Source organism: Bifidobacterium tibiigranuli, assembly GCF_009371885.1.
In the GTDB taxonomy this organism is placed as follows: Bacteria; Actinomycetota; Actinomycetes; order Actinomycetales; family Bifidobacteriaceae; genus Bifidobacterium; species Bifidobacterium tibiigranuli.
Genome location: NZ_QLZA01000008.1, coordinates 121,776 through 134,079, shown reverse-complemented (window position 1 = coordinate 134,079; position 12,304 = coordinate 121,776). Strand labels below are relative to the sequence as shown.

The window sequence follows — 12,304 nt, the reverse complement described above, 5'->3', positions numbered from 1 at the left end:
GCGGTGTTATTTTTTAGCTGTCAGCGGTGATGATGCCGAGTTTATCGAGGGCTTTGAGGAAGCGGTCTTCCATGATGGCGTTGTCGATGAGCGGGTCGGATTGGGTGCGCACAAGGTAGTCGAACTGTTCGAGGTCCTTGTACTCGAACGCAGTCTGCAGATGGGCTTTCGCACTCTCGTCGAGCTGGTCGTAGTACCGGTCGGCGATGAACGCCAGATCGTACAGGTCGCGGATCTTGTCGCGATTCAGGTAGGCTCCTGTCTTCAGCTCGCACAGTCGGCTGATGGTGTACACGAGGATTCCATTGACCTGAGCCGTTTCCTGGCTGGGCACTTGGCGCCGCCGGAAGCTGGCTTCGATCTTCAGCGGCCGTTCGGGGTTGCCATAGTCGACGAACGCGCGGCGCACTGTGCTGGTGTCCTTCGCCTTGCGCCACGAATACCCGTGCATGCGGCATGTCTGGTCGATGATGCTGAAGAACCGGTTTGAAGGCACGTTGGCGCGCTGTCCATCCAAGTCGATGTCCTCGCTGAATCGATCCAGCCCATAGCATGCCATGAGTGCCGTTCCGCCTTTGAGAATAAAGGGATTGTCCGGCTCCGCGTTGATGCCGCGCAACATCGCATCGATCGCCTCGCGATGCGCTGTCCTCCACGATTCATTGTCTTCGCTCATATGTGCGCCTTTGCATCCTGCGGTTGCTTTTCTTTGAAATCGAGCCACTGGCCGTAGTACTCGTGCCCCATGAGCCAGTCGATCTGCGGCCACTGCTGACGGCCGCGCAGCTTCCACACCTGCTGCATGATGGGCAGGGTGGTGGACGGGTTGTCCAGGAACTGGTCGCGCATGCCTTGTGCGGAGCCGTACTGGCCCTGCTCGATCAGGTCGACGCAGGCGCGCATATGCCCGGCCACCGGCACGCGTCCCATGCCGGGAACCTGACTCTCGTGGATGTCCCACTCGCCGAACGGAGATGTGCTGCTGTCCAGTATGAAGGGACGTTTCCAATCCATCGACGAATAATGCCAGTCGCCCGGCGTCGCGCGCCGATCTCCGAGATTGAGGGCGTGCAAGCCGCTTACGTACCGCGTCATGATGCCTCCCTCATGTATTGATTCCTGCACCCATTCTACTGGTTTCTCTTTGTTTCGCGGGCAAAACTGCATGTTCTTGCGCGCGACACGAGTTCGAACATATGTTCTACTGTTTGTGTATTGTATGACGTACCGAATAGGAAAACCGGCCACGAAGGAGCGCATAAGGAGGCGAGCTATGGCAGATCGTACTTACATCGCGATCGATCTCAAATCGTTCTATGCCTCCGTCGAATGCGTGGAGCGCAACCTTGACCCGCTGACGACCAATCTGGTGGTGGCCGATGTCAGCCGCACCGAGAAGACGATCTGCTTGGCGGTTTCGCCGTCGCTCAAGGCCTATGGTCTTCCTGGCCGTGCTCGGCTGTTCGAAGTGGTGCAGAAGATGGCGGAGGTCAATGAGCGCCGTCGTCTGAACGCTCCGGGGCGGCATCTCGAAGGGGAATCCTTCGACGCCGGCGAACTGAGCGCGTCGCCGAATCTGAAAGCGACCTATATCGCCGCCAAGCCCAAGATGGCGCGGTATCTGCAGCGCAGCGCGGAAGTGTATGCCATTTATCTGCGATACGTGGGGGCGCAGGACATCCATGTATATTCGGTCGATGAAGTGTTCATGGACGTGACCCACTATCTCAAGGCCTCGGGCATGAACGCGCATGAGATGGCGGTCGCCATAGTGCACGATATCCAAAAGGACACGAAGCTGACCGCCACAGCCGGAATCGGCACGAATATGTACCTGAGCAAAGTCGCGATGGATATCGTGGCGAAGCATATTCCGGGCGATGAGGACGGCGTGCGCGTCGCCGAACTCGATGAGACGTCGTATCGTCAGCTGCTGTGGGCGCACAAGCCGCTGACCGATTTCTGGCGGGTCGGGCGCGGCTATGCGAAGAAGCTCGAAGCGCACGGGTTGCTCACCATGGGGGACATCGCCCGCTGCTCAGCCGGAAGACCTTGCGACTACTACAACGAGGACCTGCTCTACCGAATGTTCGGCATCAACGCCGAGCTGCTCATCGACCATGCGTGGGGCTACGAGCCCTGCACCATCGAGGAGGTCAAGGCATACAAGCCCGCAGCCACCAGCATGAGCTCCGGTCAGGTGCTGCAAACACCCTACGACTGGAAGCACGCCCGGCTCGTAATCAAGGAAATGACCGATATGCTCGTCCTAGAAATGGTGGACAAGCGGATGCAAACCGATCAGATCGGGCTGTACGTTGGCTACGAGCGGCTGAATAATGTTGCGCCGGGTGCCAGTACTAGTGCCGATCGAGCGCGTGCTGCTGGCAGCGTTGGTGGTGCTGGTGAGAGACATGCTGGCGGCGGGCATGTTGACAGAAAAGGTGCCGACGCGGAGAATGTCAGCGCTGAAAGTGCCGGCGGCGAGAGCGTCGGTGCAGAAGGCATTGACGTCGGTGCCGTCATGCGCAAGCCGTCATCGCGAGCTGTGGTGCAGGACCGTTTTGGCCGCAAGGTGCCCAAACCCTCGCGGGGCACGACAAAGTTGGATTCGTATACTTCATCGTCCAAAGTTATTATCGAGGCCATGATGGCGTTGTATGACAGCGTGACTGACCCGCTGCTTATGGTGCGTCGGATGAATGTCGTCGTGGGCCGGCTGCGACCGGCGTATGCATCGGGCGCGGGGGAGCAGCGCTACGAACAGCCTGACCTGTTCTCATGCGGAAACGAGGAGGAAGCGGCGCGTCGGGCAGCCGAACAGGATCAGCGCAACGAACTCGAAGTGCAGCGTGCAATGCTTGGCGTCAAACGCCGATTCGGTCGCAACGCCATCGTCAAAGGCATGGATCTGGAAAAGGGTGCCACCGGAATCAAGCGCAACGCGCAGATAGGAGGCCACGCCGCATGACGCTTGAAGCAACCCATCGATACGATGACATCATCGCGATGCCGCACCACCAGTCACGCACTCACGCGCGGATGGCCCTGCGCAATCGCGCCGCGCAATTCATGCCCTTCGCCGCGCTCACCGGGTACGATGCCATCATTATGGAGGCGGCGCGTGAGATGCATCAGCGCCTGATTTTGGACGAGGATGCGCAACGCGAACTCGACGCGAAGCTGCAACGAGCTTTGGAACAGCGCGGATCCCGTCATCGGCTCGCAATCACCTATTTTCGCAAGGATAACAGCAAGGACGGAGGCGACTACATCACCGCCGAAGGCGTCATCCACCTACTCGACCGAGAGCGGAAAGCCCTTATACTCGAAGATCACACAGTTATTCCGCTTGAAGAAATCATCGCCCTAGATGATTTGGATAAGCTGGGCGATGGGGAAGATGCGGATATAGGCAGCGAAAGAGCAATGTGGTGCAGTCAAGCGAGGGACGGCGCAGACATATCATGGAGCTATGCGTGATATGCCCAGTTACCCGACTTGGATCAAACGATCGAGGATCCGATTGTTCTGGATGCTTTCGGTGGCGATTGTGCTTGCAGCGGTTGTGGCTGGCGTCGTCTGGAGGCCTGGATTCGCGTTGGCCATATTGGCGGTGCCTTGTATCTACATCGCTGTCGTCATCAGCGTGACATCGTGGTGGCTGAGCCCGCAAGGCGATGATATTCAGGCAAAAGTTCATCAGCAGATTGTCGAGCGAGTAGGCGACGGTGAGAACTATCTCGATATCGGGTGCGGGAGCGGCGAACTGCTGATCAAGCTTGCAAAGACGTGGTCGGGGAAATTCGTCGGTCTGGATTACTGGCCTGGGGAGTGGGGCCAGTTCGCGCAGACGCAGGCGGAGCGGAATGCGAAATTGGAACATGTCCAGCGAGTCGCATTCGTTCATGGTTCCGCGTCAAGGTTGCCATTCTCAAATGGCGAGTTTGATCGCGTGGTAAGTTGCCTCGCATTCCATGAAGTCAAAGATGCTGACGACAAAACCGTGAGCATTGCCGAGGCCATCAGGGTTGTAGCGGACGGTGGTCGTTTTGCCTTTGTTGATTTATTCGATGATCCGAAGATCTACGGAAGTCGTGAGCGAGTATTGGCTGCTATCCGTGATGCTGGCGGTCGAATCGAAGAGCAGACCGTACTATCCTCAGTGTTCCCCTTGCGGTGGCCGATGAACACGCCAAAGGTCCTGCGCTACGCCGTCATCATCTCCGGAACAAAACGTGCGTCATAGGAACAATGCGCATCGGCACCGCTATACCAGGTCTCATGCTATATATCTACGACATTGCCAGCGAACCGAGGCCGGGGTAAATTCAGGTTCACACACAACATCTACTGGCTCCCGGGAACCGGTTGGCGTTATGCCAATCTTTTGATACTCGCTTATTAGCAGGTATACGGGCGAAATGACAAGCAAAGCCGCCAAGGAACCGTACGACACTCATGTAGTGCCCGATTTCCTAGCAGCCTTGTCTTATATACCGGTTTGCCCTAATCTGCGTTGGTGTAGCGCAATCCGCCTACGCCGTGAAGTACTCGACTCCGGCTGCGAAGATCGGCTGGCGCTCGGTGCCGGGGACGTTGCGGTACAGGCCTGCGCCCGAGCGCTCAGAGTGGGCCATCTTGCCGAAGACGCGGCCGTCGGGGCTGGTGATGCCTTCGATGGCGAGCAGGGAGCCGTTCGGATTCACGTCCAGACTCATGCCCGGCACGCCGTTTTCGTCCACATATTGCGTCGCTATCTGGCCGGAGGCCTTGAGCTGGTCGAGCACAGGCTGCGGAGCGACGAAACGGCCTTCGCCGTGGGATATCGCAATCGTATGAGTATCGCCGACCCGCGTCTTGGACAGCCACGGCGAGAGATCGGAGGCCACGCGCGTATGCACGAGGCGGCTCTGGTGGCGGCCGATGGTGTTGAAGGTCAGCGTCGGGCATTCGGCCGTTATCGGCACGATGTCGCCGAAGGGCACCAGTCCGAGCTTGACAAGCGCCTGGAAGCCGTTGCACACGCCCAGCATCAGCCCGTCGCGGTTGTTCAGCAGGTCGCGCACGGCTTCGGTGACCTGCGGCGAGCGGAAGAACGCGGTGATGAATTTGGCCGAGCCGTCCGGCTCGTCGCCGCCGGAGAAGCCGCCCGGAATCATGACGATCTGGCTGTGTGCTATCTCCTGTGCCAGCTGCGCGGTCGATTCCGCGACAGCGCTCGGAGTGAGATTGTTGATGATCAGCGTGCTCACCTCGGCGCCTGCCTGCTCGAAGGCCGCCGCTGAATCGTATTCGCAGTTGTTGCCGGGGAAGACGGGAATCACGACGCGCGGCCTGGCAACGCCTTTACCGGAACGGCGTGTCGTCTTACCAGCAATATGACTAATCGTTTCAACTTCTGGACCATCTGCGCGGTAGGGATACACCGATTCGATGCCGCCCTCCCAGACCTCCTGCAATTGCGCGAGATCCAACGTTTCCTCGCCCGCGCGGAACGTATAATCCGCTGTCGTGGTGCCGACTGTGCCCATGCACACCCGGTTCGTCACCTTCGGCAACGTGGCACCATCAGCCAGCTCCACGAAGAATGAGCCATATTCCGGCTGGAAGAGATCGTCAACGGCGATTTCCGGCTCAAGCGCGAGCCCCATGCCGTTGCCCACGGTCATCTCGAACAGCGCCGCAGCGCTTGCGCCGTAGCCTGGCGTGGACACTGCCAAGGCGGAACCGTCTTCGATAAGCTCTTCGACGGCGTTCATCGCCCCGAGCAGGCCCTCTGTATCAGGAGTCAGGCCATCGGCGGCATAACGCGGCGCGATGCGCACAACGCGATGGCCGGCACCCTTGAACTCAGGCGAAGTGGCGTGATTCACCGGGCCGATGGCCACGGCGAAGGAAATCAGGCTCGGCGGTACATCGAGGTCCTCGAAGCTGCCGCTCATGGAGTCCTTGCCGCCGATGGCGCCCACGCCCAGATCGACCTGCGCGTTCAGCGCGCCGAGCACTGCGGCCAGTGGCTTGCCCCAGCGGCTCGGCTCGGTACCGGGCTTGCCGAAGTACTCCTGCAAACTCAGGTAAGCGTTCTCGCGCTTGAACCCGCTGGATACAAGCTTCGACAGCGACTCGACCACAGAAAGATACGCGCCGGTGAACTGGTCGCGCTCCATGATGTACGGGTTGAAGCCCCACGCCATCGCCGAGGCGGTGGTCGTTTCGCCGAAGACCGGCAGCTTCGCCACCATCGCCAGACTCGGCGTGAGCTGGCGCGAACCGCCGTAGGGCATCAGCACCGTGCCCGCGCCGATGGTCGAGTCGAAGCGCTCGCCAAGCCCCTTGTTCGAAGCGACGTTCAGATCGCTCACCAGCGCGTGCATGCGCGTCGCAAATGTTCCCGAGTTCCACGATGTCGGCGTGGCATAGCTGCTGCTCGACCCTACCTGCACCTGCTGATGCTTCTCGGCACCGTTCGAGGCGAGGAATGCGCGACTCAGATCAACGATGGCGTCGCTCTGCCAGTTCATGCGCATGCGAGCCTCTTCGGTAACAGTCGCGACAACTGTGGCCTCAAGATTCTCCTGACGCGCATATTCGAGGAACTCGTCCACATCGGAAGCGGCGACATCCACTGCCATGCGCTCCTGCGACTCGGATATAGCCAGTTCAGTGCCGTCGAGTCCCGCGTACTTCTTGGGCACCGCGTCCAGATCGATGATCAGCCCGTTGGCGATCTCGCCGGTCGCTACCGACACGCCGCCAGCGCCGAAATCGTTGCAGCGCTTGATGAGCTGGCAGGCGTCCTTGCGGCGGAAGAGCCGCTGCAGCTTGCGCTCGACAGGGGCGTTGCCCTTCTGCACTTCGGCGCCGAGTTCAGTGGTCGAGGTGACATCCAAGGACTGCGAAGCGCCCGTGGCCCCGCCGATGCCGTCGCGGCCGGTGCGCCCGCCCAGCAGAATGATCTTGTCGCCCGGAGTCGGGGTTTCGCGGCGCACATGGTCGGCCGGCGTGGCACCTACTACGGCACCGACTTCCATGCGCTTGGCCACGTACCCGGGGTGGTAGATCTCGTCCACTTGCCCGGTGGCCAGGCCGATCTGATTGCCGTACGAGGAGTATCCGGCGGCGGCCCCGGTCACCAGCTTGCGCTGGGGGAGCTTGCCTTGCAATGTTTCGCTCACCGGCACAGTCGGGTCGCCGGCTCCGGTGACACGCATCGCCTGATACACGTAGGAGCGGCCGGAAAGCGGGTCGCGGATGCAGCCGCCGATGCAGGTGGCCGCGCCGCCGAAGGGTTCGATTTCCGTGGGATGGTTATGCGTTTCGTTCTTGAACAGGAACAGCCAGTCCTCGTCGTGCCCGTTCACATCGACCTTGACCTTGACGGTGCACGCGTTGATCTCCTCAGACTCGTCCAGCCCAGTGAGCAGACCCTTGGCCGAAAGCCATTTCGCGCCGATGGTGGCCATATCCATAAGGCATATCGGCTTCGCGTCGCGGCCCAGCTCCTTGCGCATCGCAAGATAGCGGTTGAAGGCCTCGCTCACCTTGTCATCGTCGAAGGCGATGTCGTCAAGCCGTGTGCCGAAAGTCGTGTGCCGGCAGTGATCGGACCAGTACGTGTCAATGACCTTGATTTCGGTGATGGTCGGCTCGCGCCTCTCGCCGGCGAAGTAGCGCTGGCAGCATTGCGCATCTGCCAGATCCATCGCCAGTCCGCGATCCGCAAGGAAATCGCCCAGGCCCTGTTCGTCCAGTTCGTTGAATCCCTTGAGGATTTCGACCGGTTCGGGCTGCTTGACCTCGTCGTTCAGACTGGTCACCGGGTCGAGCGAGGCCGGTCGCGATTCAACCGGATTGATCACATAGCGCTTGACGGCCGCCAAGTCCTCGGGGGAGAGATCGCCCGAGATGATGTAGATTCTGGCTGTACGCACGGTAGGGCGCTCGCCTTGGGAGATGAGCTGGATGCATTCGCTCGCAGAGTCGGCCCGCTGATCGAACTGGCCGGGAAGATATTCCACGCCGAAAACGGCGTTGGATGTGGCTGAGGCGCCGGCGTCTTCGGCGGTATCGTCGCCAATTTCTGGAAGCGTCGCGGAAACCGTATCGACCTGCGGCTCGCTGAACACGGTCGCCACGGCCTGATCGAACAGCGCGGCGTCGATGCCTTGCACGTCATAGCGGTTGATCATGCGCAGCCCGGTGATGCCCGTGATGCCGAGAATCGTGACGAGCTCGCTGCGCAATTGCTGCGCCTCAACGTCGAATCCGGGCTTCTTCTCCACGTAGATACGAAAAACGATCGCATTGTCATGATTGCCATGAGCTGTTGCGTTCGCCTGTGCCGCAGTGTTTGTCTGAGCCACTCTTGTCCTGTCCTTCGGTCGGTGCTTGAGCACGGAATACACGGAATGCCTATGTGCTTATTGTTGGATGGTTGTGGTTTTCACCGAGTGTTGTATTTCACTGGGCGTCGTATTTCACAATGTGCTGTATTTTACTGAGTGTTTCATTCCACAGTGTGTCGTATGATGCGCGGCCAATGCAGTGTGGTATCGCACCATACAAATGAACATCGCCTGCATCCGAGGCTGACGGATGCAGGCGATTGCGGTCATGCGCTGGGGGTGATGCCCTCGTCCTTGGCCAGCGCGGTCAGGCGTGCGTAGATATCCTCATAGGCAGGGATGATGTCGCCCAGATCTCTGCGGAAAAGGTCCTTGTCGAGATGCTCGACCTTGCCGTCCTTGCTGTCCTTGTTCCACAGGCGGCAGGTGTCGGGGGTGATTTCGTCGGCCAGGAGAATCTTCCCGTCGCCCGTCTTGCCCTCTTCGATCTTGAAATCGACCAGCTGCACGCCGATCTTCGTGAAGATGTCGAGCAGCGCGTCGTTGACAGCGCGTGCCTGACGCGAAATCGTGGCAAGCTCTTCTTCGCTGGCCAGCCCCAAGGCAATGATGCCGTCATCGTTGATGAAGGGGTCGCCCAGCTCGTCGGACTTCACGCAGAATTCGAGGATGGGCTTCTTCAGCTCCGTGCCTTCAGCGACGCCGTAGCGCTGCGCGAACGACCCTGCGGCGGTGTTGCGCATGATGATCTCAAGCGGGAACATATTCATGCGGCGCACCAGCTGCTCGGTGTCGGACAGGCGCTGCACGAAGTGGCTTTCCACGCCTCGGGCCTTGAGCAGGTCGAAGATGACGGAGGTGATGTGATTGTTCAGCTCGCCCTTGCCCTCGATCTGGGCTTTCTTCGCGCCGTTGCCGGCGGTCGCCTGATTCATGTATTCGACCCAGAGAATGTCCGGATCGTTGGTTGCGTAGAGTTTCTTGGCCTTGCCCTCGTAGAGCTTCTCCAGTTTCTCCATGACCCGCCTTTCGCGTATGTCTTTTCCACAAGATTTGGAGCAGTGAATTGACGCTCACAGCGTAGCAAGCAGAGGTTACAACGACACGGATGACCGAGCAGACGGCGAACTTTGTGCTGTTATCTCCCCGCAAGGGTGGATAAGCACTACACATAACGTAGATACCATCGAAAAACGGACAATTCGCACGCATTGCAACTTGAAGACACCTGAACAAGGTGGCTAACGGGCCGACATGGCACACAAATTGTATGGAAACATCAGGCAATCGCGATGTTGAGCGTATCCGCCACCTGTGCGGCTCGCGCTCGCGCCTCGTCAACATCCTTGCCGGTTGCCAGCGACACCGCCATGCGCCGATGGCCGTGTACGGCGGGCTTGGCGAAAATACGCAGGTCAGTGTCCGGCTCGGACAGCGCCTCGGGCAGATTCGAGAACACAGCCTCGCCTTCGCCCTCAATCACAATCGCGTGGCTCGCCGCGACCGAACCCTGTCGCACGGTCAAATCCAAATGCTCCTGCGTCACCGGCAGCCCCAGCACGGCTCGGGCGTGCAGTGCGAATTCGCTCAGGCGCTGCGACATCATGGTCACCATGCCTGTGTCATGAGGCCTGGGGGAGACCTCGTTGAAGAGCACGGTGCCGTTGTCTAGCACGAACAGCTCCACGCCGAACACGCCCCAGCCGCGTTCTCCTTCGCGCTGCGCCTGATCGACCATGCCCAGCACCGCAGTGCAGGCGATGCGTTGTGCGGTCGCCAGCGTCACCTCATCGACGTTGGCTGGCTGCCAGGACTCGCGATAATCCCCATGATCCTGCCGCTGCCCGATGGGTGCGCAGGTGACCACGCCCGCACGGGAGCTGACGGTGAGCACAGTCAGTTCATAGGCCAGCGGCACCAGTGCTTCAACAATGACGCGCGAAACAGTACCGTCGTTCGCTGCCCGGCGGCCGGTCTGCGCCTCCTGCCAGGCCTGTTCAAGATGCTCCGAGCTTTCAACAACCGACTGCCCATGACCGGAAGAGCTCATAATCGGCTTGACGACGCAAGGGTAGCCTACGGCTTCGGCACCGGCGCTAAGCTCCTCGAAGGACCCGGCAAAACGGTATGGCGTCGTGGGCAGGCCAAGCTCGTCATGGGCCAGCACGCGCAGCCGCTCGCGATCCATGCAGATCGCGGCGATGCCGGAGCTCGGCACCACCTGAATGCCTGATTGGGCCGCCTTGGCCAGCTCGGCAGTGGCGATGGCCTCTACTTCGGGGATGATGATGTCCGGCTTTACGCGGGCTATGAGTGCATTGAGTTTCTGCGCGTCCGCCATGTCAAGTACCTGCGCCTCATGCGCCACCTGGGCCGCAGGGGCACCAGTATAGCTGTCCGCAGCGCATACCCAAGCGCCAAGTCGCATCAGCTCGATGGTGACCTCTTTGCCCAGCTCGCCTGACCCCAGCAGCAGCACGCGGGTCGGCTTCGTGCCCAAAGGCGTGCCAAGGGGTCGGTCGATGGTCAAGGAAGAAATGGGAGGAATGGACTGCGTGGTGGCGGACGTCGAGGCAGGACGATTCAGGCTGTTTTCGCTCATATGACCATTGTGCCATCCGTGGTGTATCGGGAAACGTCAAGGCATGGCGATGCCGGCTCACACTTTGTGATCCCTGCCAAAAAAGTGTGAGCGAAACGAACAATGAGACAGTGATCGACAGTGATAAGCGCCTACAGCAGCGCGATGAGCTGGTCGGTGTGCTCCTGCGTGGTGGCCCAGCTGGTGCACAGGCGCATGATCGTATGCCTGTCGTCGACCTTGCGCATGAAGCCCATCTCCACGTCCTTCGACAGGCGTTCGACAATTGCGGTGTCCATATTCACCATGATCTGGTTCGTAGGGTTCTCGTAGGCCAGCTCGTAGCCATTGGAGACCAGCGCCTTGCGAATCTGATTGGCCTTGTCGTTAGCATTTCGGGCGATATCGAGATACAGCCCGTCGGTGAACAGCGTGTCGAACTGCAATCCGGTCAGCCAGCCCTTGGCCAGCAAGGCGCCGTGCTGCTTGATCAGCGTGAGGAAATGCTTCGGACTATTGCCCTTCGGGAAGACCACCGCTTCGCCGCACAGCGCGCCGACCTTGGTGCCGCCGATGTAGAACACGTCGGTGAGCCTGGCGATGTCCTCAAGCGTCACGTCGGTGCCTTCGGCGCTCAGGCCGTAGCCAAGCCGTGCTCCGTCGAGGAAGAAAGCCAGCTCATAGCGATGGCATACCGCGGCGAGCGCCTCAAGCTCAGTCTTGGAATACAGCGTGCCGTATTCGGTGGGGTGCGAGATGTAGAGCGTGCCGGGGAAGACCATGTGCTCGTAGTTGGCGTCGGCGTAGAAATCGCGGCAGTATTGGTCGAGTTCGCTGGCGTCCACCTTGCCGTCGTGCTCCGGCAGCGTGAGCACCTTATGCCCGGTATGCTCGATGGCCCCGGCCTCATGCACGTTGACATGCCCGCTGCTCGCGGCGACGACTCCGGCATATGGGGGAGTGACGGCGTCGATGACGGTCTGGTTCGTCTGTGTGCCACCGGTTAGGAACCACACGTCAGCCTCGGGAGCGCCGCACGCCTCACGGATTTTCTTCGCGGCGCTTTCGGTGTAGCGGTCACAGCCGTATCCCGGCAGCTGCTCCATGTTGGTCTCGGCGAAGCGCTCGAGGATGCGAGGATGCGCGCCTTCGCTGTAATCGTTCGTGAATGAAAGCATGGCAGGCTCCTTGGATCGGGGTGAGGCGGGTATCGCGTTGACGGGCGCTGCGCTGGCAAGACGTGCGCCAATGATCACTGCGAAAACCGGCAGACTGCAGCGAGTCTATCGCGCGTGGCCCCCTGCGGATGGCTGCATGTCGTGAACGACGCTAGGGGCGAAAAGAAGGCGGCTCGCAGAAGGTTCCTCATGGTGCG

Annotated in this window: 9 protein-coding genes; 3 read left to right on the top strand and 6 right to left on the bottom strand. The window is 60.2% G+C overall.

Translation table 11 applies throughout. From position 1 onward, the window contains the following. Window positions 1–13 precede the first annotated feature (13 nt). A complete protein-coding gene (locus DDF78_RS08180) occupies window positions 14–676 on the bottom strand; it encodes a nucleotidyl transferase AbiEii/AbiGii toxin family protein (protein ID WP_152581345.1) in 663 nt (220 codons plus the stop codon). Then, on the bottom strand, window positions 673–1,095 hold the full coding sequence (locus DDF78_RS08175; protein ID WP_152581346.1) for a hypothetical protein: 423 nt from the start codon (window positions 1,093–1,095) through the stop codon (window positions 673–675). The genes DDF78_RS08180 and DDF78_RS08175 overlap by 4 nt, the downstream gene beginning before the upstream one ends. Window positions 1,096–1,273: 178 nt before the next feature. Here DDF78_RS08175 and DDF78_RS08170 point away from each other — a divergent pair, with 178 nt between their 5' ends. The 3 genes from DDF78_RS08170 to DDF78_RS08160 are packed head-to-tail and all read left to right on the top strand — an operon-like array spanning window position 1,274 to window position 4,249. Then, window positions 1,274–2,971 (top strand): Y-family DNA polymerase, encoded by a 1,698-nt coding sequence (locus DDF78_RS08170; protein WP_152581347.1) that lies wholly within the window; start codon window positions 1,274–1,276, stop codon window positions 2,969–2,971. Further along, window positions 2,968–3,483, top strand: coding sequence for a YolD-like family protein (locus DDF78_RS08165; protein ID WP_202613249.1), 516 nt, complete (start codon window positions 2,968–2,970; stop codon window positions 3,481–3,483). Before DDF78_RS08170 ends, DDF78_RS08165 begins: the two co-directional genes overlap by 4 nt. Further along, window positions 3,476–4,249 carry a class I SAM-dependent methyltransferase gene (locus DDF78_RS08160; RefSeq protein ID WP_152581348.1) on the top strand — a complete coding sequence of 258 codons (774 nt, stop codon included), beginning with the start codon at window positions 3,476–3,478 and terminating at the stop codon, window positions 4,247–4,249. The genes DDF78_RS08165 and DDF78_RS08160 overlap by 8 nt, the downstream gene beginning before the upstream one ends. Before the next feature lie 289 nt (window positions 4,250–4,538). On the opposite strand, the gene DDF78_RS08155 is transcribed toward DDF78_RS08160, so the two are convergent. The 4 genes from DDF78_RS08155 to DDF78_RS08140 all read right to left on the bottom strand — a co-directional run bounded on the left by DDF78_RS08155 (window position 4,539) and on the right by DDF78_RS08140 (window position 12,107). Next, the gene (locus DDF78_RS08155) at window positions 4,539–8,303 is read right to left on the bottom strand and encodes a phosphoribosylformylglycinamidine synthase (RefSeq protein ID WP_152581439.1); all 3,765 of its coding nucleotides are present in this window, start codon (window positions 8,301–8,303) and stop codon (window positions 4,539–4,541) included. 311 nt (window positions 8,304–8,614) lie between these two features. Beyond that, a complete protein-coding gene (gene purC, locus DDF78_RS08150; RefSeq protein ID WP_152581349.1) occupies window positions 8,615–9,367 on the bottom strand; it encodes a phosphoribosylaminoimidazolesuccinocarboxamide synthase in 753 nt (250 codons plus the stop codon). A 260-nt stretch (window positions 9,368–9,627) separates the two neighbouring features. Beyond that, window positions 9,628–10,950, bottom strand: coding sequence for a formate-dependent phosphoribosylglycinamide formyltransferase (gene purT, locus DDF78_RS08145; protein ID WP_152581350.1), 1,323 nt, complete (start codon window positions 10,948–10,950; stop codon window positions 9,628–9,630). Between the two features lie 131 nt (window positions 10,951–11,081). Further along, window positions 11,082–12,107, bottom strand: a complete 1,026-nt coding sequence (locus DDF78_RS08140; protein ID WP_152581351.1) for a threonine aldolase family protein — start codon at window positions 12,105–12,107, stop codon at window positions 11,082–11,084. Window positions 12,108–12,304 lie beyond the last annotated feature (197 nt).